The following is a 25169-nucleotide window of genomic DNA, read 5'->3' as shown; positions in this document are numbered from 1 at the left end:
GCGGATACATAACAAGGTAAAAAATATTCGCTAGCCGTTGAAAGAGACGTGCGGAGGTATATAAGTCAGCCGTATCTAGGCAAGGAGCGGGGTCGGAGAAAAGACTCCGACCCCGCTCCTTGTGCCCCAGGTGAGACTCGAACTCACACTGGACGGGTTTTGAATCCGTTGCCTCTGCCAATTGGGCTACTGGGGCGTGCCTGCTCAATATAGCGCACGGCGCGAGCAGAACAACAATCGGACGCCGTTAAGGTCAGCGCACAGTAGAGCCGGGTTGGTTTGGTAGCAGATCAAACTCATCGATCGCCTCGAACGAGGCCTGCGCGTCATCTTCCGAAATGACGTCCATCGCGAATCCATTCTGGATGAGCACCCACTGCCCCACCTCAACTTCTGGGAGATATGCGAAGCAGCATGGCCGCTCCTCACCCTTCATATCGATGGCCCCCATCGGCATGGGGCTGGACAGGTCGCCAGTGCTCAGTACTTTCGCTGGAACTCCAAGACACATCGCTACATCATTTCCTTTCAATGTTGATGTTCATGGCGCCTTCCGGTGCCGAGGTGCACGGCAGGCAAGGGTCTGCGCTACGGATCGCATGCTCCATCTCCGCGGAAGTCGATGCCTCTGTGAGCATCCGAGCAAGCCATCCCTCATTTTGCGCGGTAGGGCTCAAAATTTGGCAATCGCTCAGATTGCCGTCTTCCACAGTATAGCGATGCACCAACAAGCCTCGAGGACCATCAACGATGCCCGTTGCGGTGCCATCGCGCAGTGAATTATCGACGACGACCGGCTCAGCCAACAGCTCAGGAACCTGCAAAAGCTTTTCGATATCGTCTAGTACCGAGCGCACGAGCGCAAACTGGGCGTCGCGCGCGCTCAGATGGGGGAATCGCGCAACTGGGCCTACCCGGTAGTCGCGCCAGTGGCCGTCAATAAGTACCTGGGGCCGCGGGGTGATAGCACCGGGGTGCTGCTCTCGAACGTGCTCATAGAAATCATGCGCTGGGAACAAATGCAGCTCACCTTCGAAACGCGCGGCGATGCGCTCTCCTAGTGGATCTGCTGCGCCGTCGGCATCACACGCGAAAAGGTCGGCAAGCTTTGGTGGATGCTGTTCCACAGGCTCAACCGGTTGGGAAGGCAAGAGACTACGGATCGTCGAGACGCCTTCAGCTGCGCGCTTGACTGCATCAGCATCCGCATGAGCGCGAACTCCCCCAGGAATCGCAACATCGGGAAAGTGACCCGGACAACCGGCGGCACGCAGCACCAGCTTCGCAAATTTGCGGATCTCTAATCCGTGGTCAGGCAGCAGGCGCGGTGCGAGCGTGTCAAGAACCGAACCTGCATGAAGAAGGCGGCGGAGCTGCACGGCCTGCTCGCTCATCGAATCGCTCGAGCCAACAAGTTGGTCAAGTGCTCGCATCCCCGCCAAGTGGTGCGTTACCGGGCACAGCCCACAGAGTCGCGTCACGATAGTCGGAACTTCGCTCGCGCGCTTGCCCACTAACAGCTTGTCTACGCGCGGCACGCCGGCGATGTCGAAGCGTGCCGTGCGTTCATTTCCCTCACCTTCGACAATGACTGTCGCTGCAAGCGGATCGATGACGGCGTCAAGAAACAACTTCTCTGACATTTTCCATGCTCCTTACTCGCGTTGCCTACCCCAATTGAACATAATGGGGGTATGCATGAATTGAGTCTACTTCGCGGGGTAATCGATGCAGTGAACGAGTCGGTGCCCGGCCGAAACGTCCTGGCGGTCGGTATGAAAGTAGGCACGCGCTCCGGGGTTGATGTGTATGCGCTTCGCCAAGCATGGGATCTTGCACGCGTCGATACAACGTGTGCTCAAGCCCGGCTCGACTTGGACATTATCCCCGCGGCAGTCTGGTGCCCTCAATGCGAAGATACCGTCGAGATTGACGAATACTTCGCGCTGCGATGCCCTAAATGTGACACCCCCACTGCAGATCTGCGTGGGGGTGACGAGTTCCAAGTTACTTGGGTTGATGTTGAGTAGCTTCTGCTGTCCATTCCTTTAGCAGCTGCCGGGCCCGCTGCACTGCTTCTGGAATTGCAGCACTGATCTCCTCACTCAGCGATGTACGGAATTCGACGTCGCGCGCCGTGATACCCACAACCGCCACGTTGTCGGGTTCTTGACCTGTGAGGCGCGCGGCGCTCAACAGGTCCAGCAGTCCCACCTGGTGAGGCGATAGCTGCTGTTGCAATAGGCGCGGAATTTGATCACCGACGAGCACAGCCACATCACCTGGCTGGCCCTGTTTGAGCCCATCGAGCACCAGCAGGTAGTCGGCGTCCTGCACCATGGGTAGGATCTCCATGCCAGACGTTCCTCCATAGATGAAGTTCACGCCCTGGATCGGGTCCGCCTCAAGCTCGCGGAGGATGGCCAGCCCAACTGCGTCATCCGCCATGATCTCGTTTCCAATGCCAATGACGTTGATAGTGACGCCATCAAGCGTCACCAACTCAGGCGATGGCACCGGGACATCTGGCGCAGGACGAAGCTTCCTCGTGACCGTCATACTCTACTCAACCTCAGGACCGTCAACCGGCTTCGTGCCCTTCGGCAACCAAACACCGCCGTTGATCATTGCAGACAGGCCACCGTGGCGCTCCGTCGCATCGGCACGGAACACAAGGTAGACGTGCAGAATAACGAAAGCCCAAATAATGAACATGATCAATGCATGCACCAAACGGAAGTATGGGATGCCGATCCATTCCACGGGTGCAGCCATGAGCCGCCAGAACCAGCTATCCTGCTTGGGCAAACCGAAAAGCGCAAGACCAGAGTAAATCTGCACCATACACATAGCGTAAATGCCCGTGTACGCCGTCTGCTGGAGACCATTGTGGCCAACACGTGGTGGCGGTTCGTTCGTAAGGAGCAGGTAGTACTTCGTCTGCTCCCACATCAACTTCAGATCATCTTGGCTTCGCACTGGCCACAGTGCCCGCCACTTCATCTGTCGTGTTTGAGCGAACACCATAATGGCTAGGCGCCAGATAGACAGTGCGATCCACGCGAAGGCTGCAATGAAGTGGATGAGACGGTTCCAGCCCATGAGCATTCCGGCATCGTGAGCATTCGAAGGACCGAAGAATGGATCCATGATGTAGTAACCAGTGATCGTCATCATGATGATCAAAATCATGTTGATCCAGTGCTGCCAACGCAGTGCAACCGGCCACATCTCGATGCGGGTGTAGCCGCCCTTGGATACAGGACGCGGACGGACATGGTCGCCGATGCCGAATGCAATATAGCCTTTGAGTACAAATTCACCGGTCTTGTCGCCATCTACAGGTGCAACGGCGACGCCCATGCATCGATTGCCGAACTTCGAAACTGTGTCGACGTTCTGCATCATCGTCTTCATCTCATGCTTATCCCATGCAGATGCTTGAACTACCGATGCAAGGTCTCCACGCATGACCGCTACGTCCTGGCGCTCGCCGAGCAACTTTGCGTTACGCACGACCGAAAGCGAGTACTTTCGGCTTGGCGTCGCGGGGCTGAAGCTCTCCACGGTGCCGTAGACGTAGTCGGGGTCAACAGCACGCAGCAGCGCCTGATCAACAGGATCTGGCGAGTTTGCCGGCTGCGACGATGCCAGGCGCAACAGTGTTTCCGCACCGATATCGTCTATCGGCCGTGATTCTGTGACGCTCAACACCAGATTTTTATCTGGAGCGATCTTGCGAGTCTCAGGCACGCCACCCGAGCTCGAAGAAGCACGGTTTAGCTGGGTGCTCATTGCGTGATCACCTTCACAAGTTCATTGCCTTCCGTGTCCAGCAGGTGCACAGCACAGGACATGCATGGATCAAACGAGTGGATGGTGCGAAGTACCTCTAGCGGTTCCTCTGGGTTGGCCAGCGGGTGCTTGCCATTCGCCAGAGATTCCTCGTATGGGCCCATCTTGCCCTCAGGATCACGACCACCGGCCAGCCAGGTGGTCGGCACGACGGCCTGGTAGCGCTCCGTCTTACCATCCTTGATCTTGGTCCAGTGGCTGAGAGAGCCACGGGCGACTTCCATCATGCAGAAGCCTTCTGATTCCTTCGGCCAGGAAGAAGGTTCCCACTTGCTGGAGTCGAAGACGTCGTAGTCACGCTTGCGCAATCCTTCGATGAACTCGGGCAGCAACACATTGGTCATGGCCTCAGAAGTCGTTACAGCTTCCAGAGCACGAGCCAGCGTACGGCCACCGGTCGAATTCAGCTGTTCGAGCTTAATGCCGAGCTTCTTCAGCGCATCATCAACGAGGCGCTTCGTGCTTGGCTCGTTCTGAGCATATGCGAGCAGGATACGGGCAACTGGGCCAACCTGAACGACGTGGCCGTCGTAACGCGGCGCCTTAGACCAGGTGTACTCCTCGTTATCGCCGAGCCATTTATACGGCAATTTAGGACCGGTGTAATCGGCGATAGTGTCGCCCTCAAATGGGTGTTTGCCTTCGTTCTTGTCATCCTGTGCGAACCATGCCGAGGAAACGTATTCCTTGAACAGGTCCGGATTGAGCTCATGGACCTTGGAGTAGTCACCGTTGAGCAGTACACCCGGAGTGATGTCCGTGTGCGTGTACCCCATGGTTCGCTCCATGTGATCACCACGAACTGTTGCGCCAGCCATACCAACCGCGAGGAAGTTCGGGGCAGCCGCACCAATATCAAAGTAATCCTTGTACACGCCCATAATCGCCATTGCGTCAGGCAGGTACACACCGTTGATGAACTCATGGATCTCTGCGACCCAGTTCTTGATTTGGTCAATCGAAACCTGGTTGACCGTCTCTGACTTATCCTGGTCGATCGTGCAGGCCATACCCCCGACGAGGAAGTTCGGGTGCGGATTCTTACCGCCAAACACCGTATTGATGCGGATAATCGAGCGCTGGAACTGCAACGCATCGAGGTAGTGCGAAACCGCCATCAAGTTTGCTTCTGGTGGCAGACGGTAGTCCTCGTGGTCCCAGTATCCACCGGTGAAGATAGAAAGCTGACCGGAATCAAGAACCGAGTTCAAGGTGTCTTTCACCTGCTGGAACTTGTCGACGGAGTTGAGCTTCCAGTTCGAACCTATCGATTTCGCAAACTCGACTGCCTTCTCTGGGTCAGCCTTTGCTGCGGAGACAACGTTCACCCAGTCAAGGGCGTGCAGGTGGTAGAAGTGCACAACATGGTCGTGGATTTCCTGGCTTGTCAGGACGAGGTCACGAATAAGCTGCGCTTGCTTTGGGATGTGGCTTCCAATTGCGTCTTCGACGGCAACAACACTTGCGAGGGAGTGAACACCAGTGCAAACGCCACAGATACGGCCAACAAACGCCCAGACGTCGCGAGGATCTCGACCTTCTACAATCTTCTCAATGCCGCGGAACATCGTGGTCTCGCTCCAAGCGTTGGTGATGGTGCCGTCTTCGACTTCCATCTCCATGCGGAGGTGACCCTCGATACGCGTCAACGGGTCTACAACAACTCTTTCAGCCATTTTTAGTTGCTTTTCCTTTCAATCGTCGTGAACGCCGCTTACGCGGATGGGTTGGGTCGGTGGTGTCCATCAGTATCGGTGGTGGTCGCGAACGCCTGATCACCCTCTGCCATAAGTGCCGAGATATCCTCGGGACCGTCTTCTTCGCCAAAGGCCGCAAGAGGCTGAACTTCGCCACTCTTGCGACGGATGCCAACCTCCTTGACTACGCTGAGTGCGCCATGGACTGCGGTACCAGCGGCGGCGACACCAATGAGGCCGAGGCCAATCTTGCCAGCGGAAGCTTCTTGACCGAATGCACGAACATTCGGCAGTTCCTCGTAGAACGGAGTAAACCGGTCAAAGAAGTCCTTTTCCGTACAACCGATGCACGGGTGACCAGCGCCGATCGGCCAGCCGGACTTGAGGTTCCATTGGATGATCGGGCATGGCGAGAAGGTCGATGGGCCCTTGCAACCAACTTCATAGAGGCACCAGCCATTACGAGCGCCTTCGTCATCAAACGTGCGCACGAACTGGCCCGCATCGAAGTGTGGACGCTTCGGACAGGAATCGTGAATGCGCTGATCGTACGCAAAGAGTGGACGACCCTCTGCATCCACCTTTGGTGGCTCACCGTGGGTCAGCAGGTAGGTGATTGTTGCGGTGATAACTTCACCGATAGGCGGGCAACCAGCCACGTTGATGACTGGCTTATCCTTGATAATTTCGTCAACACCCACTGCCCCGGTCGGGTTTGGACGAGCAGCCTGTACTGAGCCATACACTGCACATGCACCTACGGAAAGGATTACGGTTGCGTTCTCTGCGGCTTCGCGGAGAACTTGCTCGGCGCTCTTGCCGCCGATCTGGCAGTATGCGCCACCTGCACCAGTTGGAACAGAGCCGTTGACCACCAGAATGTGCGGTTCCTTGTTCATCTCTTCCAGTGCCTGCTCGGCTGCGTGCCCTGATGCAGCCATCACGAGCTCGTTGTAGTTCATCGACAGCTGGTTCAAGACGAGGTCCTCAACTGTGGAGGAACCGGAACGAAGCACCGACTCCATACAGCCGGTGCACTCCTGTAGCTGAAGCCAAGCAACCATTGGCTTCTTTACATCACCGAGCGCCTCAGCAATTACCTCAGTCTCTTCAGCGTTGGCGCGTGAGGCAAGCGGCGCACCCACTGCAAACACTGCAGCCATAGAGCTGCACATTTTAAGGAAGTCTCGACGCTTCACCCCCTTCTTCGACAGGTTTTCCCAAAGCGTTCCACTCTGCCAAGTGTCTTGTAGAAGCATCGATTTTCCCTCTCATGCGAGAGCCATGTGCCGGCACATACTCCGGCCCATACCCCTCAAATGAACGTGTACAGATTCCATCAGCGGTCAAGCTGCATGCTTAACGCATCTATAGGGCCAGGGTATCAAGACATGAAAGTAATTCCGGTGTCGTGAAGTCGGCAGGGCTAGAAATCTACCCCCGATTGGGACATAAGCCACTCATTCCACTCGTCTAACCCTTCCCCCGTTGCAGCTGAGGTAAGGATTACCTTCACTCCAGGATTCACCTTCTCAAGATTTTCCTTGAACAGATCGAGATCGAAATTCAGGTAAGGCAGCAGGTCAACCTTGTTTACGACGACCACTTCGACACTCCGGAACATGACCGGGTACTTCAGCGGCTTATCCTCCCCCTCGGTAACTGAGGCAACCATTACCTTATGATGCTCTCCAACTTCAAATTCAGCCGGACACACTAGGTTGCCAACATTTTCAATCAGCACCATATCGACATCATCGAGGTTGAGCCCCTTTAAAGCATGCGCAACCATCGGAGCATCGAGGTGGCACTCGCCCCCAAACCCGTTCCCGGTATTGAGCAGACTTACCTGTGCACCGAGGTTTTCCAAGCGCTCTGCGTCTAACGCAGTTTCGATGTCACCTTCTACAATCCCGAAACGGATTTTGTCCGCGAGCGCTTCCAAGGTTTTACGCAGCAGCGTCGTCTTTCCTGCTCCCGGGGAGCTCATCACGTTGATGCAAACCACGCCGTGCTCTTCAAACGCGGAACGGTTTGCGGCCGCTTTTACATCGTTTTCCGTGAAAATATCCTCAAGCACCGCGATGCGTTCACGTCCAGTGTCATACCCAGTGTGGTCTCCGTGCTCAGAGTGCTCCGCATCTACTCCCACGTGGAGGTGATCGTGTTCGTGGTGGTGCGTGTGATCATGCGAATGATCGTGGCTGTGTACAGTCCCGTCGTCGTGGCGGTGGAAACGTCCCATGCTTCTTTTCTCCTTCTTAACGGTCAGATGTCACATCAATGTCTACGACAGCGAATTCCTCGCCCGTAATCACACTCGTGGGAGCGTTGCATTCCTGGCATCGGACGTCGAGATACTCATTGGGGTCGAGTATTCTTCGATGCCCGTTGCTGCACTCGATCTCGGCTGGAACCCAGTCGATCCGCAGCTCCGACTTTTCCATGGGGCTCCCCTTTGTGACGAACCCCCAGGCATACTCGAGTGATTCCGGCACGACTTGTCGCAGCGCACCGATTCGGAGGTGCACCGACAGCACCGTTCGTCCGCGCGCTGCGCGCTGAACTGCTGACGCTAACTGATGACTTAATGCAACTTCATGCACAGCACCTAGCCTAGGCGATTATTCAAGAAGTTTGTAGAGTATGCAGCATGGGAGCACAGAGCAGAGTCCGCGTCTTTCTCGAAGGCATTGTCCAGGGGGTGGGAATGCGTCCGCACGTCGCGCGAATCGCACAACGCTTCGGCCTTACTGGACTTGTCGGCAACAACGAGCGCGGAGTCTTTATCGAGTTTCAGGGCGAAGCATCAGCACTCCACAATGCGCAGAGGACGCTTATCGACGAGCTCCCGCCTCTCGCCCACATTTTGGATAGCCAAACGTCTCCGCTCCCACTCGTATACGGCGAAACGGGGTTTCGGATTGTCGAGTCAGAACATGTCGAGGGAGAAAAGACACTCATCTCCCCTGACATGACAACGTGTGAAGCCTGCCTAGCCGATATTGATGACCAAGACAACCGGCGCTACCACTACCCATTCACCACTTGCACACACTGCGGGCCACGTCTCTCCATCATTACTTCGCTCCCCTACGACCGCGCGACTACCACCATGCGTGAATTCCCTATGTGCACACAATGCGAGGAAGAATACACGAACCCAGACGACCGGCGGTTTCACGCGCAACCAATAAGCTGCCCACATTGCGGCCCTACTTTGTGGTGTACGGATGCCAACGGTGCCGTCCTCGCCGAAACGCGAACGGATGCGCTTGCATTGGACCCCGGCAAATTCGACGAGCTCGTGCTCAAGGTTCAAAACGCCTGGGAATCTGGTGCGGTCGTCGCGGTCAAAGGGATTGGTGGCTTTCACCTGATGTGCGCGGCGGAAAACGAAGAGGCCGTCGAAAAGCTGAGGGAGCGCAAGCGCCGACCCGACAAGCCTCTCGCGGTGATGGTGCCAAATCTCGACGCCGCCAAATCCATTGCAACACTCAGTAAAGAAGCGGAGGATCTTTTGGCATCGCCGTCGCATCCGATCGTGTCCGTACCGCTTCACAAAGGAGCACTCTGCGAAGGTATTGCGCCTGGTTTGAGGGAAGTAGGCCTCATGCTTCCGTATTCACCACTGCACCATCTGTTGGTTGACCGACCTGTGGTGGCTACCTCGGGCAATCTCAGTGGCGAGCCTCTATGCGTCACTAATGAAGAGGCACTTCGGAAACTTACGCACCTCGCGGACATGTTTGTGCTCCACGATCGTGAGATTTATGTGCCCGTAGAAGACTCGGTCTACGTCGATACGACGCTTGTTCGGAGGTCTCGCGGACTGGCGCCGATTCCAATGTTGCTCGATACTGAGCGAAAGCCAACTGTCCTAGCGGTAGGGGGCGAACTCAAGAACACGGCGACTCTGGCCGTTGGGCGGTACGCACATGTCTCCTCGCATGTAGGCGATATGGGGTCATGGGATGCTCAGCGGCACTTCGAGAAAATGGTAAAACAGCTCTGCTCAATACAAGGCGCACAACCCGACGTTGTTGTGTGCGACATGCACCCTGGTTACCAAACTTCGATGTGGGCGCAGCGTTACGCTGACCAGCGTGACGTCGAGCTCATTGAGGTCCAGCATCACCACGCACATGCACTGTCACTGTTGGCTGAGCATCAGCGACTATCGACGCCCGCCGTCGTCGCAGCTCTCGACGGCACCGGCTACGGAACGGACGGCACCATTTGGGGTGGCGAAATACTTCATGTAACCGACGATGGCAACGCCGAGCGGCTCTGGCACCTACCACCATTTTCCCTCGTCGGTGGCGACAAAGCGGTGCGAAATCCGTGGCGGATTGCGCGCGGTCTCGCGCATAGCTGGCAGCTCGAAGACCTCAGCGTGCCTCCTGAGGTTGATCTAGACGAGTTGCGATTAGTCGACTCTCAGCTCAGCAGCGGGTTCGGCACCACTGCAACAACTTCGATGGGACGACTCTTCGACGCGTTCGCATCGATACTTCAGGTCCAGCAATCGGTGAGCTACGAAGCGCAAGCAGCGATGGAGCTTGAGGCTCTCGCAGGCAAGTCTCGCCTTTCGTCGGCAGAAGCGCTTGACGCAACCGAAGACATTCGATCGTTCCCGCATCTTGCACAATGGGTGATCAACGCAACCCTAGATGGAACACGCCTCTTCGAAGACATTGCCCGGATTGCACACGCAGGCATAGCGACACTCGTTGCTCGCTCGCTTATTGACGCCGCCCAAGAAGAAGCTACCGAGGTCATTGGCATCACGGGGGGCTGCGCCGTCAACCGCATTTTGATGAACGACATCTTGCAAGTATTCCGGCACCAACGCCCCTCATTGACGGTGTTAACGCATAAAAAAGTGCCCGCCACTGATGGCGGGCTCAGCCTCGGCCAGGCGGCCGCAGGAAGGCTCTGGTCGCGGTAGCGAACCCATGCAGCCTCAGGAACTTAACAGATTCGTGGCAACGGATCGCCAACCAGTTTGTCGACCATACGGGTACCACCAAAGCCGGTGACCAACACCACCGCTGCAGCTGGTTCCTCGACGATCTTTCCAACGACCGCCGCCCCTTCAGCGCCTGCTGCATGCAGCGCCGCGAGTGCTTGGTCGGTCTGGTCTTCCGGCACCACCGCCGTAAACGTTCCTTCGTTCGCGACGTAGAGCGGATCAATGCCCAGCATGTCGCAAGCTGCGCGCGTCATCGGCTGCACAGGGATCTTCTCGTCGTGCAGTGCAACGCCGTAGCCAGTTGATTCTGCAAGTTCGTTCATGACTGTCGCTAGACCACCACGTGTGGCGTCACGCATCCAACGAGTCTCGGGGGCATCGGCGAGCATCGCCCGCACCAAACTTGCGACCTCGCGCGAGTCGGACTCGATCGGTGCTTCGATTGCGAGGTCTCCGCGGGCCATCATGACCGCCATACCGTGGTCTGCGATCGGGCCAGAAACGATAATCCGGTCACCAGGCTTGACTTTTGCAAAACCGAGTTCCCGTCCAGCAGGTACTACGCCGATGCCTGCTGTATTGATATAAATCTTGTCCCCAGCACCCTTCGGAACTACTTTTGTGTCGCCAGTCGCAATCTGTACTCCGGCGCGTTCTGCTGCGGTGCGGAGATTCTGCGCGATCCGGCGAAGCGTCTCTACTTCAAGCCCTTCTTCCAGAATGAAACCCACCGAAATATACTTCGGCTCCGCACCACCCACGGCAAGATCGTTGACGGTACCGTTTACCGCGAGATCCGCGATGGATCCACCCGGGAACTCTATCGGGTTCACCACATAGCTGTCGGTTGTAAACGCCAGCGTCCCGCCGTTCAAATCGAGGTCCAACAGCGTCGAGTCTTCCCCCTGTGAGAGCAGATCGTTGCCGTACTCGTCGAAAAATACCTGCTCTAGCAGTGTCGCGCTCGCCTTTCCGCCCGCCCCGTGTGCGAGCGTGACATATTCATCCTTCAAGCGTCCACCACGACGACGCACTCGAGCAATGTTGTCATTGACCTTGGACTCATCTACATTGAGGCGGTTTTTAGGCTTCACAGCACTTTCCTTTTCTTATTTTCGCAACTAGCCACCGTGTGGAATTGCTACGAATAGTTCCGTGTGTGAATTCTACCGCCGGTACCGTGTTTTGGGTTTTCGGGGCTTGAAGGTTGTGGGTGACGCGCATAGTTAGCTTGCTGGGTACTTTTAGAAATGCACAAATCATGGGCAATAATGTAAAACGGAATAAGCACGAAAAAGTGTGAAAATAATGCAATCGATGGAAGGCTCTGCTTTATGTGTCTGGGAGTACCAGCGCAGGTTGTCGAAATTAAGGATCCCACCCGCGCAACAGTCAGCATCTCGGGAGTAACCCGTGCAATCTCCACTGATCTTCTTGTTGAAGAAGGACTCGAGGTCGGCGAATGGGTGCTGGTACACGTAGGATTTGCGCTGTCAAAAATTGACGAGGATGAAGCCGCGACAACCCTGCAACAGATTCAACAACTCGGCGCAAATACGTTTGAGGACGAGCTCGATTCGTTTACAACCTCAAGAATCGACTAAGCCACCGTCCCCTACGTTCCTAAGAAAGGACCCCACATGAAATTCGTCGATGAGTTTCGTGACCCAGCCGCAGCTCGCCAACTGATTGCAACCATCGAGGAACAGGCGAAGCAACTCGACCGCCCGATTAAGCTCATGGAAATCTGCGGTGGGCATACCCATACGATCTACCGCTACGGCCTGGAAAATCTTCTCCCCGACTCCATCGACCTCGTTCACGGACCTGGTTGCCCAGTCTGCGTCATTCCAATGGGCAGGGTCGATGACGCACTCTGGCTTGCAAACCAGCCTGACGTTATCTTGACCACGTTCGGCGACATGATGCGTGTTCCAGGCTCCGAGGAGTCACTGTTGCAGGCTCGTGCACGTGGTTGCGACGTTCGCTTTGTCTACTCTCCACTGGACTCTCTCAAGATCGCGGAGGAGAACCCGGATAAGCACGTTATCTTCTTCGCAATTGGCTTTGAGACGACGACGCCATCCACCGCTGTGACGCTAACCGCCGCCAAGCAACGCGATATCCCAAACTTCTCAGTCTTTTCTAACCATGTGACCATCGAGCCACCACTGCGTGCAATCGCCAACGGGGGTGTCACGGAGGTTGACGGCTTTATCGGGCCCGGCCACGTAGCAACTGTGGTCGGCACAAAGGCTTTCGATTTCCTGGCTGAAGAATTTAACCGGCCAGTCTCCGTTTGCGGCTTCGAACCTTTGGATATTCTTCAGGGCGTTGCCCAGTTGCTGGAGCAGTTTACGTCGGGCGACATTGCCGCGGGCAAGGCACGCGTCCAAAACCAGTACGCCCGCGTCGTGCGCCCAGAGGGCAACCCTTCAGCGCAAGCGCTCTTGGATAGGGTCTTCGATATACGGGACGAGTTCGAGTGGCGTGGCCTTGGAACCCTTCCCCATTCCGGAATGGCCATCTCTGAAGAATTCGCCAAGTGGGATGCGGAGCGCATTTTCGATGTGCCCGGCAACCGAGTCGAAGACCCCGCGGCATGTGAGTGCGGGTCTGTCCTGACCGGCCACATCAAGCCGTGGCAGTGCAAGGTCTTCGGTACCGCCTGTACGCCGGACACCCCGATTGGTACCTGCATGGTTTCCCCAGAAGGAGCCTGTGCCGCATATTACAACTTCGGAAGAATAGATAAAATCACCACTTCTTCCCTCTCTTAGATTAGTAAACCCCCAGGTCAGAACTGCCTGGGGGTAAAATCTTTCGATTTGTTAGCGCAAAACTGTCCGAGTGGGTATTATTCACTCATGCGCAAACGTATCACGGCCGCGGTCACCGCGGCTTCTCTCATTGCAACGGCTTCGGTGGTCAGCCCTTCCGCACTTGCGGAAATCCCAGCCCCCGAAGCACCTGCTACAAGTTCGATAGACTCTGATAAAGACGCCGGTGGAGCTTCTAGCGCGTCCGAGGGCGAAAAGAAGAGCTCCCTGGATCAAGACCCAGAGAACGACCCTCTCTACATTCCGCCCGAAAAGAACCCAGTGCAGAAAATCTCCAGCTCTGAGCTATTCCTCAAGTGGACTGATGACATGCCAGAGGGCGACGGCAAGGACTTTGTTCAGGGATGGGCGAAGGGGTCGTCGATACCAAGCACCGCAAACCCGCTCGAATGGACTAAAGCTGAGGTACAGGGATCTTCGAATATGGTCCGTGGATTGTTCACTGGTAATTTTGCTCAAAGTTCTCAGGGCTCAAGCCAAGCGACAGCACCAGTGCTTCTCGCAATGTTGAGTGTGTTTCTGGTTGGACAAACGGTAGAGCTCATCATGCGTGGGCTGCGATCGCTTCCAACCCCACGCTAGAAACAATCCCAAACAAGGTCGAAAACAATGAACCAAAACAAACGCTTTGGCAAGGCGACGAGGGTCCTCAGCGCGTTCACGTTGATGATGGGCGTTGGTCTTCTCAGTGGCTGCGTAACCAACGTGGAAGGTGGCAACCCAGATGGGTGGGAGCCTATTGAGCCTGCTACCGTTCCTGAGATTGCGGCGATGGTCCCCGAGAATGTCTCGAAAGACGGCAAATTCTCAATTGGCGCCAACCCACCATTCGCCCCCTTCGAGTTCAAAGACTCACAAGGTAATTTGATCGGGCTGGAGCTTGACCTCGGGCGCGCGCTTGCCTCAATCATGGGTCTCGAATTCGATCCACAGGAGATGGATTTTTCTATGATCCTACCTGCGGTTCAGGCAGGCAGCCTTGACGCTGGCATGTCTGGATTTACTGATAACGAAGAGCGCCGCAAAAGCTTTGAGTTCGTTAATTTCCTCTTCGCAGGAATCCAGTGGGCTCAACTCACCGGTACGCATGTGAACCCAGAGGATGCTTGTGGTCTCACAGTTGCGGTTCAGCGCACAACCGTTTCCGAGACCGATGACGTGCGTCCGAAGAATGATGCTTGTATTGAAGCAGGAAAACCACCCATCACCATCCTGTCGTTCGACACCTCTGACAACGCGGCGCTCGCGGCACTGGTTGGCCGTGCAGATGCCTTTAGTGCTGACTCCCCTGTCACGTCTTGGGCGGTCGAACGCTCCGACGGGAAGCTCGAGCTCGTGGGTGACATGTTCGACGCAGCACCATACGGAATCGCGGTGCCAAAAGACTCAGGTCTGAGCATTGCGCTTGCCCACGCAATGCAGCATCTCATCGACACTGGCGATTACGAGCGCATTTTGGCGCAGTGGAACGTACGAACTGGCCTGCTCGATACCGCGCTTATTAACGAACAGCCCCTTACAGAATGGAAGTAACAGACCATGACCACACCATCTACTAGCCAAAGTCGGCCTGCCAGAATTGAAGCGAAACCGTTACGGCACCCAGGACGGTGGGCGCTCGCGGTCCTGCTCGGCGTCCTCGTTGTCTGGTTTATTATTGGCGCAGCCAAGAATGAAGCGTATGGGTGGGACACATACGCGCAGTACCTCTTCGATACTCGAATCGCGGTAGCTGCTCTACACACCATTGCGATTACGGTCCTCGCGATGCTTATTGGCGTGGTCGGCGGTGTGCTCCTTGCCGTGATGCGTATGAGTCCCAACCCGGTGTTTCGCACCGTAAGCTGGGTTTTCCTCTGGATTTTCCGCGGTACCCCCGTGTACGTTCAGTTGATGTTCTGGGGCCTGATCGGAGCAATCTACGACTCCATCAATCTCGGGTTTACGCAAATCTCCCTCGATCCGTTCACCTCTTCCGCATTTGCTCTCGCCGTCGTTGGTCTGGGCCTCAATGAGGCCGCCTACATGGCGGAAATTGTCCGCTCGGGTGTCTCCGCTGTTCCAGAAGGACAGATTGAAGCGTCGAAGTCGCTGGGCATGAGCTGGTCCCAGACCATGACTAGGACAGTTCTTCCCCAAGCGATGCGCATTATCATTCCGCCGACAGGAAATGAATTTATCTCCTTGCTGAAGACGTCTTCGTTGGTTGTTGCGGTTCCTTACTCCCTGGAGCTGTACGGCCGCTCGATGGATATCGCTGCAGCGCTGTTCCAGCCGGTTCCGTTGCTGCTTGTGGCAGCAACGTGGTACTTGGTAATCACCTCCTTGCTGATGGTCGCGCAGCACTACCTGGAGCGCTACTTCGACCGGGGCGCAACCCGCCAGCTCACTGCCCGGCAGCTCGCTAGCTTGGCCGACGCCGAAGGCACAATTCCAAACAACGTCGAGATCATTGAAGCTCCAGAAAGGAACCAACGGTAACCATGGCTTCTCCTACATCTTCTTCCCCCGCCCAAACGCCAATGATCCAAGCGGTTGACGTATGGAAGTCCTTCGGCAGCTTGGAAGTACTCAAGGGCATCAACCTCGAAGTAGCTCCGGGTTCTGTTACCTGTTTGATCGGTCCTTCCGGCTCCGGCAAGTCCACATTCCTTCGCTGCGTTAACCATCTTGAGAAGGTCACTGCTGGTCGCCTGTACGTTGATGGTGATCTGATCGGGTACCGCGAAAAGAACGGCACGCTCTATGAGATGAGCGAGAAGGATGCCGCAGTCCAGCGCCGGGACATCGGGATGGTCTTTCAGAGCTTTAACTTGTTCGGGCACCGCACCGTGCTCGACAACATCATTGAAGCTCCGGTCCATGTCAAGGGCGAGTCGCCGGAGAAGGCAAAGGTCCGTGCGATGGAGCTTCTGCGCATGGTCGGTCTCGAATCGAAGGCAGACGCCTACCCGATCCAGCTTTCAGGTGGTCAGCAGCAGCGAGTCGCTATCGCTCGTTCGGTCGCGATGGATCCAAAGCTCATGCTTTTCGACGAGCCCACGTCCGCACTTGACCCGGAGCTTGTTGGTGAAGTGTTGCGGGTGATGAAGCAACTTGCGCAAGACGGTATGACGATGTTGGTGGTCACGCACGAGATGGCATTCGCGCGCGAGGTCGCAGATCACGTTGCATTCATGTCCGACGGTCAGATCGTCGAGTACGGCACCCCTGAACAGGTGCTCGACAACCCTCAAAAGGAACGCACGAAAGCCTTCCTTTCGACGATATTCTAGCTTGAGCGCCCAATCGGAGCCCGGTAGATCTTCTTGGCTGATCTTCCGGGCTTTTACTTTACTTCGCGCAGGCGTTCGTTCATCGCCTGCATAACCGCCGGAGGTACCAGTCCCCCGATATCGCCTCCGAAGCGGGCGACTTCCTTGCATAGCGAGGACGAAATGTAGCCGTACTTCTCGTCAGTGAGCAAGAAGAACGTCTCAACACCGGTGAGGCGGCGGTTCATCTGCGCCATTGGCAGCTCATACTCATAGTCAAGTGACGATCGCAAGCCTTTCACCAGGGCAGTAATGCCGTGTGCGCTGGTGTAGTCGACCAACAACCCACCCCAGCTGTCTACTTTCACGTCCGGCATGTCGGCGACGGCGGACTGGATCAAGGCGACTCGTTCCGCCACTGTAAACATTCCAGTTTTCTTGGTTGGGTTCCCAGTTACCAGAACGACTACTTCGTCGAAGTGGCGTCGAGCACGGTCTACGATATCCAGGTGCCCGTTCGTGAAGGGGTCGAACGACCCGGGGCACACCGCAACGTTACGGGCCGAAGCTAACGATTGGGCCATAACTCACTCCTCCTGAGCGTCTGAGGGGGCTGTATACACTGCCATATCGAACCGTGCGATCCCGTACAAGCGCTTCTTGAGTTTCTGTCCCGTAGGGGTAAACGCGGGCGGCCATGCGGTCTCGGGGCTTTCGCGGTGACGTTCGATGACGACCACGGCGCCGTCGACGAGTAGCTCCTGCAACGCAGTGACCATTTCGGCCACGGCTTCATCGGCAAGGTCATAGGGTGGATCGGCGAGCACCATTGAAAAGTGCTGCTTGGGAGCACGCGCCACATACGTGGAGACTTTCACGGGCTCGACACAGGTGTTCGGGTGCCCGACAACGCCCGCATTGTGCTCAATCACCGCGACCGCTTTCGGGTCGTCTTCCACAAGCACCACTTCCTCAGCGCCACGCGAGGCTGCCTCCAGCCCTAGTGCGCCGGATCCCGCAAAGAGGTCAAGGACGTGCTGCCCAGGGAACCCAAAGCGGACCTGCAGAGAGGAAAAGAGGCCCTCTCGCGCGCGGTCCGACGTTGGCCGTGTCCCCTCCGGTGGAACTTTAATCTTGCGCCCACGGGCTTCACCAGAAATGATGCGATTCATGGTACTCACTCTAGCTTTAGCTCTTTTCTAGGTACACAAAGTCCTCATCTTGGAGGTGTGCACTGAGCGCCCGTGCCTTCTCAAGGTCTTCTTCGACAAAGCGGGCCGCATCGCGGTACGCACTGGTAACGATCTCGTAGTCCTCAATCAAGTCGATCAATTTAAACGTGCGACGGATACCTGACTGCTCTGTTCCGAGCACGTCACCCTCACGGCGGTGGCGCAAGTCTAGATCGGCAAGAGCAAAGCCATCGCTCGTCTGAGCAACCTCCCAGACCCGCTGAAAGGCATCACTGCCTTCTTCTGCCTGTGTATGGAAAAGACACAGAGATTGATTGCCGCCTCGCCCGACTCGGCCTCGCAGCTGGTGCAGCTGTGAAACGCCAAAGCTTTCTGATTCCCGTACCATCATGACAGTCGCGTTCGGCACGTCTACGCCAACTTCGATGACGGTCGTAGCTACCAAGATGTCAATGCCACCCGCTGCAAAATCGGACATCACAGCGTCTTTTTCCTCAGCACGCATCTTGCCGTGCAGTACGGCTACTTGCAGGCTTGGGAACTCGGTAGCGCGCAACCACTCGGCAGTCTCAAGGACACCACCCTCACCGTCAATGCGCGGGCACACAATGTAAACCTGGTGGCCAGCCGCGACATCTTCCCGCATCTTCTCCCAAGCACGTGCAATCCACGTCGGCTTGAACTCCGGAACAACTGAGGACTGAATAGGCTTCCTTCCGCCTGGCAGCTCGTTGAGCACCGAGACCTCGAGATCACCAAAGACGGTCATTGCGATTGTGCGCGGGATCGGCGTCGCTGTCATGACAAGTAAGTGCGGAGTCTGCGCCCCCGACTTAGCGCGAAGTCGGTCGCGCTGCTCCACGCCAAAACGATGCTGCTCGTCGACAATGACGAAGCCAAGGTTAAAGAACTCCACGCTGTCTTGAATCAGCGCGTGGGTGCCCACGACTATGTCCGCCTCACCCGAGACAATCTTGAGGAGGGCATCTTGCTTCAGTGCCGTCGGCATGGAGCCTGTGAGTGGCACCACAGTCGTGTGCAGCCCGGCGCGCATGAGTGTCTCTGTAAGCGATCGTGCGTGTTGCTGCGCGAGCACCTCGGTAGGTGCGAGCAGGGCTGCTTGAGCACCGTTATCAACCGCTTGGAGCATGCTGATCAGTGCGACGATAGTTTTGCCGGAGCCGACCTCTCCTTGGAGGAGGCGGCTCATTGGGTGGGCGTGAGTCAGGTCGGTGGAGATTTCCTGGATGACGCGTTGTTGCCCGCCAGTGAGTGGGAATGGGAGTTGTGTAATGAGTCGGGATTGTTCGCCGTTTGGTTGTTTGGGAAGGGCTGGAGCGTTGTGGTTGTTTGCGTCGGTGCGTCGCACGCTCATGGCGAGTGCGACGGTCATGGCTTCGTCGTATTTGAGGCGTCGGCGGGCGGGTTCGGGTCCTTCGGTGTCAGGTTGGTGAATGGTGCGGATGGCGCTGTCGCGGGCGATGTATCCGTCAGGGCTTGCGCCGAGTGGTTCGGGGACTGTGGGGAGGCTTTGCAGGATGGTGTGGACGGCTCCCATGATGGTCCAGGTGCTGACCTGTTTTGTTGCCGGGTAGATTGGGAGCCATTCGCGTCCGGAGAGGATTGCTTCGAGGTCGCCGAAGTGTTGGAGTTGTCGTAGTGCTCCGGTGGCTTGGGTGGGGCCGTCGAGTAGTACGAAGTCTGGGTGTTGGAACTGGATTTCGTTGCGGTACGTGCTGATTTTGCCGGTCATCATGACGCGGGTGTGTTCTTTGAGCACTCGCATGGCGTAGTTGGAGCCGAAGAATGTTGCGGTGAAGGTGTTGGTGCCGTCGTAGACGTGGGTTCGGTAGATGGGTCGGTTGGGGTGTTTTCTGTTGGGGATGCGTTGGGTAGCGGTGATTTCGCCGACGATGCTGAGTGTATCGCCTTCATTGATGGTGGCAAGGTCGGTCGCGGTGCCGTAGTGGAGGTATCGGCGTGGGTAGTGCTCGAGGAGCTCGCCGCAGGTGCTGTATCCAAGGTGTTTGGTGATTGCCTTGGCTTGTTTCAAGGGGATGACGAGGTTGAGCGGCCTGGGGTCGATGTTTCCTAGCACTTCCTATTCGACTCCGATCTCGGCGACGGCACCGAGCCCGTCTGCGGGGAAAACGATGACGTCGACGTCGAGTTTGTCGTCGAGTGCCGCGAGGTCTTCGGCGCGCAGTGATGCGGTATCGAAGAGTACGGTGACTTGTTCCCCACCGGGCTCGAGGAGGCGCTTGCAGGTCTTTTCGACGGCGGCTATCGCGTCGTCAGCGATCAGGAGTGTTTCGCCGTGTGCCATGGCGATGATGTCGCCCTTCGAGACTGCCCCTCCTTGCACGAGCCCGGCTTTAGGGGCGCGCTGGAGGACAGCGGTTCGCATTTCTCCGGCGGCCTCCGACATGGTGAAAGCTGCCGTCGCGAGTGGTTGGGCTGGGTCATGAACGGCGAGCGCCGCGATACCGGAAACAAGCCGCACGGTAGGAAGCAGGGTGATGCTTTGTTCGAAGGCGTGGGTTGCTTTCTCCACTGCGGCGAGGCTTCGCTGATCAAGCAGTCCGTTCGGCAGCAAAATAACTTCGCGAGCTTCGGTTTTGTGGACGGCGGCGAGGATGTCCGCGACAATATTCTCGCCCGGCGCGACTGTTACCGCACCTGCCTGCGCGTAGAGATCAGTAAGTGATCCGGGAGGCGTCACTGCGACAACCAGTCTTGTGGGAGTTTGCGTGACAGGTTCGTCCGGGAGCACTTCGAGTTGCAGTTGTGTCACGGTACCGCGGGCGAACGCGCGCTCAATCACTGCGCCGGCCTCGGTGGAGTGAATGTGGACTTTGCCGCTGTGCTCGTTATTGCGAGCGATCACAAGGCAGTCACCCATGGTGCTCAGTTCGCCCTCAAGGACATCCATGTCGCCTTCGAAGAAGAACATGACTTCCAGGTTTGCCTTGCCGCTTGCGTGTGAGATCACGTGAGAGGTTCCGTGTGTGGCAGGCTGCGCTACCTCGTAGGGTTGGCCGTCGAGTTCGTATACAAGTGATTCCAGGAGGATAACGAGGCCGGTGCCTCCTGCGTCGACGACGCCCGCTTCCCGTAACGCTTCCAGCTGTGACGGGGTACGTGCAAGTGCAGTTTCCGCAGCGTCGGCGGCAGCCTGTGCGATGCTCAACGCGGGTGCTTCTCCCCCTGAATCCTGCAGCGCTTGCGATGCCGCAGTCGACGCCGCCCGCAGCACCGTGATCACGGTGCCCTCTACCGGCTCGGCAATTGCGCGGTCAACAAACTGCACTGCTTGGGCAAGCGCGTTCGCGATGAACTTCCCGCTTCGAGTATCTTCATCGGCGGTTTGCGCGACGCCTCTGATGACCTGGGACAGCACAACACCCGAGTTGCCACGCGCGCCGCGAATGGCGCCAACGGCAAGCGCTTCGGCTACTTCCTGCATCGACTGAGCATCAGATCTTTTCGACGCCTCTTCGACAGCCGCCGCCATCGTCTGCGCCATGTTGGAACCAGTGTCCGCGTCCGGGACGGGAAACACATTGAGCTGGTTGATCTCGTGTCGGCGACGTTCGAGTTCTGCCGCTGCCCGACGAGCCCAGGACAGGAGCCGTGGTCCATCGAGTGCAGTTGCTGTTTCCATGGTCAGACAGTCTACAGTGCCCAGTCGACAGGTGAGGCACCCTGTGCAATGAGCGCCTGATTTGCCCGACTGAATGGCCGCGACCCAAAAAATCCCCGGCGCGCCGACAGCGGCGAGGGATGTGGGGACTCAATCGTTGGCGTACTCCCGAGGAACTGTTTCGCAGTTTGTGCGTCTCTGCCCCACAGGATCGCAACCAACGGAGTATTACGCTGAGCGAGCTTTGCGATTGCGTGTGCGGTCACTGCTTCCCAGCCCTTCCCGCGGTGTGACGCCGGCGCGCCGGGCCGGACTGTGAGTACTCTGTTGAGAAGCATGACTCCGTTTCGCTGCCAAGAGGTCAAGTCCCCGTCGGCTCGTGGGGGGATACCGAGGTCATCGTTGAGCTCCTGGTAGATGTTTACCAACGATCGGGGCGGTTTCACGCCTGGCTGCGTCGAGAATGAGAGACCCATGGGGTGGCCGGGCGTCGGGTACGGATCTTGGCCCAAGATGAGCACACGGACATCTTCAAATGGGGTCGAAAACGCACGGAGAATGTCTTTTCCGGCAGGCAGGTACGCGGGTTCACCGCGGAGAAAGTCTCCCATCGCGTGGATGGCAGGTTCTACTTCCGCCAGCGGTTCCTGCCAGGAAGGGTGGACGGGTAAGTTCATGAAAATGGCTCCCATTCATGGCGCGCGGTGTGTGCGACGCCGTCGATTTCCACGCCGACTTTGCGTGTGACCGTACCGATCGAACGATACCCCACGGGTGCGTCCCCATCGATCGTGCCCAGCAATGTGTGGTCTTCTCCCCCGTTGAGTACCCAGTCCCATGGGTCGACGCCTAGGAACTCACCGGCTTCTCGCAGCTGATCACTTGGGGCTACAGCGGCGCGCGAGATGTTAATCCCCACGTTCGAGGCCCGGGTTATCACGCCCAGATCGTGCAGTAGCCCGTCGGAGTTGTCTGTCATGGCTGTAGCCCCTGCTGCTCGTGCAACAACCCCGCGCCCAGGAGTCAGTTGCGGGCAGCGGTGCGCATGTACGATATCTGCAAGCCTTTCCGGGATTTCCCGTCCGGACTCCAGTAGTGCAAAGCCTGCAGCAGAATAGCCGATTTTCCCGTGCGCTATCACTCGCTGCCCCGGACGCGCTTGGCTCAAGCGCAGTGGCGGCAAACTACCTCCTAACGAACCAATCGCGGTGATCGCGATCGTCAGTTGGTTCCCACTCGTGATGTCCCCGCCGACGAGCTCGCTCGAGTATCGCTCCAATTCGAGATGGATCCCTCGTGCAAGTTCACTCACGACGGCAAGCGGGGTGTCCGGAGGCGCCGAGAGCGCGAGTAGCGCGGCAACGGGGCGAGCACCCATCGCCTCGATGTCGGCGAAGTTTTGCACGATGGCTTTGCGTCCCAGCAGCGCGGGGGTGGTCGTCGAAAAGCGAAAGTGCTGGCCCTCAATGAGCATGTCTGTTGCCACGACCGCACGGCTATTCGGTGTGTGTGACTCGAGGACGGCTGCGTCATCACCATTGAGCGGTGACGGCGAGGCTCCAACGATGGCGTCAATCGTTGCTTGCTCGCCTACCTCCCGCAGCGTCGGGCCGTGTGTGGGAAAACCGACGTTACTCACCAAAGTGCGCCTTTCAGTAGACTTGTACGCCATGAATGATTCCTCTGGCGCGTTGCATGATTCACAGATTAACCGTACAGCGGTCTACATCAGTTTGGGCCTCGCAGTGGCGCTTGTTTTGGGCGTCATTGTGGGTGCCCGGTACTTTTTCCAGCAGGTGGCGTTGCAGCCTGTCGCGATGACTGAGCTACCCTCCCCCGAGGCTGATTCACCCGAGTGCGCTGCGCTCGTGGACAGCCTTCCTGAAAAGGTGCTTGGGCACAAGCGTGCGGAGCTCGCCGCCCCGGCTCCGGCAGGTGCTGCCGCGTGGCAGTCCTCTTCAACTCGACGCGTCACGCTGCGCTGCGGCGTGGAAATGCCCCTTCAGTACACCGAGTACACCCCGGTGTCCTCCCACAATGGTGCAGAGTGGATCAGAATTGACGACGCCACCCCAGGATCAAGCATGGTTACGTGGTTTAGCGCGGACCGTTGGCCGGTAGTCGCCGTGACTACCGACGCGGAGGGACTCGGCAGGGCAGATACGCCAGTGGACGAGATTAACGTGAGCGCGCTGCCGCAGCGCGATCTCCCTCGCAACCCGGCGCCGCTCTCTGAGCTGCAGCCAGCGATGCATTCAACGGACGGGAGTGGAGCAAACGCATGCGGCGGATTGCTTGCTGCGCTTCCTGAATCGCTCGTCGAAGGCTATAAACGGCTTCCTGAGAACAAAGTGGCTTCGCCGCAAACTGCAGTCTGGACGCAGCTTGGCCACGAACCGATTGTGCTGCGTTGTGGTGTGAACGACCCGGAGCACTACGAGGCCGGAGCGACCTTGCAACAGATCAACGGGATCCCTTGGTTTGAGGACACCATCACTGCAACTGGTACCACCTCGTCGACGTGGTACGCGCTCGGGCGAGAGGTCAACGTTGCGGCCTTTGTGCCCTCAGGTGAGGGCAATGAGGTCATCACCACGCTGACCGAGCTCGTCGAGAAGCACGTCCCCGAACGCAAGTCTTAGTCCGTTGCGCCGTCGGCTGCCCGCAGCGCAGTGCGGACCAGTGTGTCGAGCAGTTTCGGGTAGTCGATGCCGCTTGCGTTCCACACCTGTGGGTACATCGAAATTGCGGTGAACCCCGGCATGGTGTTGATCTCGTTGAGCACAGGACCCTTGTCGGTGACGAAGAAGTCCACGCGTGCCAATCCCTTACAGTTCAGTGCATTGAATGCACGGACTGCTTGGTCCTGCAGGGTAGCTATCAAAGAGGCGTCGTAAGGCGCGGGGATTGTTGCTGTAACTCCCTCTTCCATGTACTTCGTTTCGAAGCCGTAGAAGCCTTCTGCGGAGGCATCAGTTCCGTTGAGTTTGGCCGGCACGGAAGCTTCGATGCGGCCATCGGGAAACTCCAGAACTCCAACCTCGACTTCGTCGCCGACCTGCTCCGACTCGACGATCACTTTCGAGTCGCACTCGTACGCTTGATGCAGTGCGGCATCGAAGTCTTCCCACGTGGTCACCTTGGACACACCAATCGACGATCCACCGTTGGCGGGCTTGACGAACACCGGAAGGCCTAGGCGCTGCTTATCCTCATCGAGCAGCAGTTCACCTCCGCGGAGAATCACTTCCGGAGTCACTGTGATTCCGGCAAGTGCCACGAGCTTCTTCGTGTACTCCTTGTCCATGCCACTCGCGGACGCCAAGACGCCTGGCCCCACGTACGGGATGCCCGAAAGTTCGAACATACCTTGGATAGTGCCGTCTTCACCAAACTGCCCGTGCAGGACCGGGAAAACAACGTCGACCTGTGCGACGGTCTCGCCGGTGGCGACATCAGTAAACTCACCGCGGCGCGAAGGGTTGATGCTCAACGCGATCTCTGCCCCACCACGAACTTCGGGAAGCGCCTCTCCGCCAACGGGGTCGATTTCCCCGCGCACCCAAGTACCATCCCGGCGAATACCTACCGGAAACACCTCGTACACCTCGGGGTCCAGGTGGGCCATGATGGAGCCGGCAGAAATACAAGAAATTGAATGCTCGGTGGAACGACCACCGTAGACTACTGCAATACGAATCACAGCTGACAC

25 protein-coding genes and 1 tRNA gene are annotated in these 25169 nt (G+C 57.4%); 9 read left to right on the top strand and 17 right to left on the bottom strand.

Translation table 11 applies throughout. The annotated features are described in order from the left end of the window. Positions 1-122 precede the first annotated feature (122 nt). The 3 genes from KBX14_RS06915 to KBX14_RS06905 form a co-directional block, all read right to left on the bottom strand. Positions 123-196: transfer RNA gene (locus tag KBX14_RS06915), tRNA-Leu, on the bottom strand. Positions 197-253: 57 nt separating this feature from the next. Then, a complete protein-coding gene (locus KBX14_RS06910) occupies positions 254-511 on the bottom strand; it encodes a HypC/HybG/HupF family hydrogenase formation chaperone (RefSeq protein ID WP_070362538.1) in 258 nt (85 codons plus the stop codon). A gap of 7 nt (positions 512-518) precedes the next feature. Then, positions 519-1643, bottom strand: a complete 1125-nt coding sequence (locus tag KBX14_RS06905) for a reducing hydrogenase subunit alpha (protein ID WP_256042151.1) — start codon at positions 1641-1643, stop codon at positions 519-521. Between the two features lie 51 nt (positions 1644-1694). Between KBX14_RS06905 and KBX14_RS06900 the strand changes: the two genes are divergently transcribed. After that, the gene (locus KBX14_RS06900) at positions 1695-2030 is read left to right on the top strand and encodes a hydrogenase maturation nickel metallochaperone HypA (RefSeq protein WP_071573925.1); all 336 of its coding nucleotides are present in this window, start codon (positions 1695-1697) and stop codon (positions 2028-2030) included. On the opposite strand, the gene KBX14_RS06895 is transcribed toward KBX14_RS06900, so the two are convergent. The 6 genes from KBX14_RS06895 to KBX14_RS06870 all read right to left on the bottom strand — a co-directional run bounded on the left by KBX14_RS06895 (position 2008) and on the right by KBX14_RS06870 (position 8158). Continuing rightward, positions 2008-2559: a hydrogenase maturation protease gene (locus KBX14_RS06895; RefSeq protein WP_083290945.1), complete on the bottom strand. Its 552-nt coding sequence runs from the start codon at positions 2557-2559 to the stop codon at positions 2008-2010. The two genes, KBX14_RS06900 and KBX14_RS06895, sit on opposite strands and share 23 nt — an antisense overlap. A gap of 3 nt (positions 2560-2562) precedes the next feature. After that, positions 2563-3795 (bottom strand): Ni/Fe-hydrogenase, b-type cytochrome subunit, encoded by a 1233-nt coding sequence (cybH, locus tag KBX14_RS06890; RefSeq protein WP_084028583.1) that lies wholly within the window; start codon positions 3793-3795, stop codon positions 2563-2565. After that, positions 3792-5531, bottom strand: a complete 1740-nt coding sequence (locus KBX14_RS06885) for a nickel-dependent hydrogenase large subunit (protein ID WP_070479130.1) — start codon at positions 5529-5531, stop codon at positions 3792-3794. Before KBX14_RS06885 ends, cybH begins: the two co-directional genes overlap by 4 nt. 38 nt (positions 5532-5569) lie before the next feature. Beyond that, positions 5570-6811 (bottom strand): hydrogenase small subunit, encoded by a 1242-nt coding sequence (locus KBX14_RS06880; RefSeq protein WP_083329509.1) that lies wholly within the window; start codon positions 6809-6811, stop codon positions 5570-5572. A gap of 167 nt (positions 6812-6978) precedes the next feature. Further along, positions 6979-7797: a hydrogenase nickel incorporation protein HypB gene (gene hypB, locus KBX14_RS06875; RefSeq protein ID WP_256042150.1), complete on the bottom strand. Its 819-nt coding sequence runs from the start codon at positions 7795-7797 to the stop codon at positions 6979-6981. Positions 7798-7813: 16 nt separating this feature from the next. Then, positions 7814-8158 carry a hydrogenase maturation nickel metallochaperone HypA gene (locus tag KBX14_RS06870; RefSeq protein ID WP_070362543.1) on the bottom strand — a complete coding sequence of 115 codons (345 nt, stop codon included), beginning with the start codon at positions 8156-8158 and terminating at the stop codon, positions 7814-7816. 47 nt (positions 8159-8205) lie between these two features. Here KBX14_RS06870 and hypF point away from each other — a divergent pair, with 47 nt between their 5' ends. Further along, positions 8206-10503 carry a carbamoyltransferase HypF gene (hypF, locus tag KBX14_RS06865; RefSeq protein WP_256042149.1) on the top strand — a complete coding sequence of 766 codons (2298 nt, stop codon included), beginning with the start codon at positions 8206-8208 and terminating at the stop codon, positions 10501-10503. A 23-nt stretch (positions 10504-10526) separates the two neighbouring features. On the opposite strand, the gene hypE is transcribed toward hypF, so the two are convergent. After that, complete coding sequence (gene hypE, locus KBX14_RS06860; protein ID WP_256042148.1) at positions 10527-11621, bottom strand: hydrogenase expression/formation protein HypE; 1095 nt, start codon at positions 11619-11621, stop codon at positions 10527-10529. A 240-nt stretch (positions 11622-11861) separates the two neighbouring features. On the opposite strand from hypE, the gene KBX14_RS06855 reads away from it, so the two are divergent. The 6 genes from KBX14_RS06855 (at position 11862) to KBX14_RS06830 (ending at position 16642) form a co-directional block, all read left to right on the top strand. Continuing rightward, positions 11862-12131: a HypC/HybG/HupF family hydrogenase formation chaperone gene (locus tag KBX14_RS06855; protein WP_070362546.1), complete on the top strand. Its 270-nt coding sequence runs from the start codon at positions 11862-11864 to the stop codon at positions 12129-12131. 36 nt (positions 12132-12167) lie between these two features. Next, positions 12168-13307 (top strand): hydrogenase formation protein HypD, encoded by a 1140-nt coding sequence (gene hypD, locus KBX14_RS06850; protein ID WP_070362547.1) that lies wholly within the window; start codon positions 12168-12170, stop codon positions 13305-13307. Between the two features lie 87 nt (positions 13308-13394). Beyond that, entirely contained in the window at positions 13395-13949 is a 555-nt protein-coding gene (locus KBX14_RS06845) for a hypothetical protein (RefSeq protein ID WP_256042147.1), read from the top strand. 84 nt (positions 13950-14033) lie between these two features. Continuing rightward, positions 14034-14900, top strand: a complete 867-nt coding sequence (locus KBX14_RS06840; RefSeq protein ID WP_070479199.1) for an ABC transporter substrate-binding protein — start codon at positions 14034-14036, stop codon at positions 14898-14900. A 6-nt stretch (positions 14901-14906) separates the two neighbouring features. Further along, positions 14907-15848 (top strand): amino acid ABC transporter permease, encoded by a 942-nt coding sequence (locus tag KBX14_RS06835; protein WP_070362549.1) that lies wholly within the window; start codon positions 14907-14909, stop codon positions 15846-15848. 2 nt (positions 15849-15850) lie between these two features. Continuing rightward, positions 15851-16642, top strand: a complete 792-nt coding sequence (locus tag KBX14_RS06830; protein ID WP_070362550.1) for an amino acid ABC transporter ATP-binding protein — start codon at positions 15851-15853, stop codon at positions 16640-16642. A 53-nt stretch (positions 16643-16695) separates the two neighbouring features. On the opposite strand, the gene coaD is transcribed toward KBX14_RS06830, so the two are convergent. The 6 genes from coaD to KBX14_RS06800 are packed head-to-tail and all read right to left on the bottom strand — an operon-like array spanning position 16696 to position 23096. Next, positions 16696-17205: a pantetheine-phosphate adenylyltransferase gene (gene coaD, locus KBX14_RS06825; protein WP_070362551.1), complete on the bottom strand. Its 510-nt coding sequence runs from the start codon at positions 17203-17205 to the stop codon at positions 16696-16698. A 3-nt stretch (positions 17206-17208) separates the two neighbouring features. Then, a complete protein-coding gene (locus tag KBX14_RS06820; protein ID WP_070362552.1) occupies positions 17209-17793 on the bottom strand; it encodes an RsmD family RNA methyltransferase in 585 nt (194 codons plus the stop codon). A 16-nt stretch (positions 17794-17809) separates the two neighbouring features. Continuing rightward, a complete protein-coding gene (locus KBX14_RS06815; RefSeq protein WP_256001090.1) occupies positions 17810-19912 on the bottom strand; it encodes an ATP-dependent DNA helicase RecG in 2103 nt (700 codons plus the stop codon). Positions 19913-19915: 3 nt separating this feature from the next. After that, positions 19916-21478 carry a DAK2 domain-containing protein gene (locus KBX14_RS06810; RefSeq protein ID WP_256042146.1) on the bottom strand — a complete coding sequence of 521 codons (1563 nt, stop codon included), beginning with the start codon at positions 21476-21478 and terminating at the stop codon, positions 19916-19918. A gap of 11 nt (positions 21479-21489) precedes the next feature. Then, complete coding sequence (locus KBX14_RS06805) at positions 21490-22134, bottom strand: uracil-DNA glycosylase (RefSeq protein WP_070362555.1); 645 nt, start codon at positions 22132-22134, stop codon at positions 21490-21492. After that, positions 22131-23096 (bottom strand): thiamine-phosphate kinase, encoded by a 966-nt coding sequence (locus tag KBX14_RS06800; protein WP_256042145.1) that lies wholly within the window; start codon positions 23094-23096, stop codon positions 22131-22133. The genes KBX14_RS06805 and KBX14_RS06800 overlap by 4 nt, the downstream gene beginning before the upstream one ends. Before the next feature lie 31 nt (positions 23097-23127). Between KBX14_RS06800 and KBX14_RS06795 the strand changes: the two genes are divergently transcribed. Continuing rightward, positions 23128-24099: a DUF3515 domain-containing protein gene (locus KBX14_RS06795; protein ID WP_256042144.1), complete on the top strand. Its 972-nt coding sequence runs from the start codon at positions 23128-23130 to the stop codon at positions 24097-24099. Here KBX14_RS06795 and KBX14_RS06790 read toward each other — a convergent pair. After that, positions 24096-25160 carry a D-alanine--D-alanine ligase family protein gene (locus tag KBX14_RS06790; RefSeq protein WP_370296005.1) on the bottom strand — a complete coding sequence of 355 codons (1065 nt, stop codon included), beginning with the start codon at positions 25158-25160 and terminating at the stop codon, positions 24096-24098. The genes KBX14_RS06795 and KBX14_RS06790 overlap by 4 nt on opposite strands. Positions 25161-25169 lie beyond the last annotated feature (9 nt).

The sequence above is a fragment of the Corynebacterium sp. CCUG 61414 genome (assembly GCF_024453945.1).
In the GTDB taxonomy this organism is placed as follows: Bacteria; Actinomycetota; Actinomycetes; order Mycobacteriales; family Mycobacteriaceae; genus Corynebacterium; species Corynebacterium pseudogenitalium.
This window is presented reverse-complemented; position numbering and strand designations above follow the sequence as displayed.

Excerpts from the sequence above, each read along its gene's own strand:
- KBX14_RS06910 (WP_070362538.1), bottom strand. The coding sequence starts at position 511 with ATGTGTCTTGGAGTTCCAGCGAAAGTACTGAGCACTGGCGACCTGTCC.
- KBX14_RS06905 (WP_256042151.1), bottom strand. The coding sequence starts at position 1,643 with ATGTCAGAGAAGTTGTTTCTTGACGCCGTCATCGATCCGCTTGCAGCG.
- KBX14_RS06900 (WP_071573925.1), top strand. The coding sequence starts at position 1,695 with ATGCATGAATTGAGTCTACTTCGCGGGGTAATCGATGCAGTGAACGAG.
- KBX14_RS06895 (WP_083290945.1), bottom strand. The coding sequence starts at position 2,559 with ATGACGGTCACGAGGAAGCTTCGTCCTGCGCCAGATGTCCCGGTGCCA.
- cybH (WP_084028583.1), bottom strand. The coding sequence starts at position 3,795 with ATGAGCACCCAGCTAAACCGTGCTTCTTCGAGCTCGGGTGGCGTGCCT.
- KBX14_RS06885 (WP_070479130.1), bottom strand. The coding sequence starts at position 5,531 with ATGGCTGAAAGAGTTGTTGTAGACCCGTTGACGCGTATCGAGGGTCAC.
- KBX14_RS06880 (WP_083329509.1), bottom strand. The coding sequence starts at position 6,811 with ATGCTTCTACAAGACACTTGGCAGAGTGGAACGCTTTGGGAAAACCTG.
- hypB (WP_256042150.1), bottom strand. The coding sequence starts at position 7,797 with ATGGGACGTTTCCACCGCCACGACGACGGGACTGTACACAGCCACGAT.
- hypF (WP_256042149.1), top strand. The coding sequence starts at position 8,206 with ATGGGAGCACAGAGCAGAGTCCGCGTCTTTCTCGAAGGCATTGTCCAG.
- KBX14_RS06855 (WP_070362546.1), top strand. The coding sequence starts at position 11,862 with ATGTGTCTGGGAGTACCAGCGCAGGTTGTCGAAATTAAGGATCCCACC.
- hypD (WP_070362547.1), top strand. The coding sequence starts at position 12,168 with ATGAAATTCGTCGATGAGTTTCGTGACCCAGCCGCAGCTCGCCAACTG.
- KBX14_RS06845 (WP_256042147.1), top strand. The coding sequence starts at position 13,395 with ATGCGCAAACGTATCACGGCCGCGGTCACCGCGGCTTCTCTCATTGCA.
- KBX14_RS06840 (WP_070479199.1), top strand. The coding sequence starts at position 14,034 with ATGATGGGCGTTGGTCTTCTCAGTGGCTGCGTAACCAACGTGGAAGGT.
- KBX14_RS06835 (WP_070362549.1), top strand. The coding sequence starts at position 14,907 with ATGACCACACCATCTACTAGCCAAAGTCGGCCTGCCAGAATTGAAGCG.
- KBX14_RS06830 (WP_070362550.1), top strand. The coding sequence starts at position 15,851 with ATGGCTTCTCCTACATCTTCTTCCCCCGCCCAAACGCCAATGATCCAA.
- coaD (WP_070362551.1), bottom strand. The coding sequence starts at position 17,205 with ATGGCCCAATCGTTAGCTTCGGCCCGTAACGTTGCGGTGTGCCCCGGG.
- KBX14_RS06820 (WP_070362552.1), bottom strand. The coding sequence starts at position 17,793 with ATGAATCGCATCATTTCTGGTGAAGCCCGTGGGCGCAAGATTAAAGTT.
- KBX14_RS06810 (WP_256042146.1), bottom strand. The coding sequence starts at position 21,478 with ATGGAAACAGCAACTGCACTCGATGGACCACGGCTCCTGTCCTGGGCT.
- KBX14_RS06805 (WP_070362555.1), bottom strand. The coding sequence starts at position 22,134 with ATGAACTTACCCGTCCACCCTTCCTGGCAGGAACCGCTGGCGGAAGTA.
- KBX14_RS06795 (WP_256042144.1), top strand. The coding sequence starts at position 23,128 with ATGAATGATTCCTCTGGCGCGTTGCATGATTCACAGATTAACCGTACA.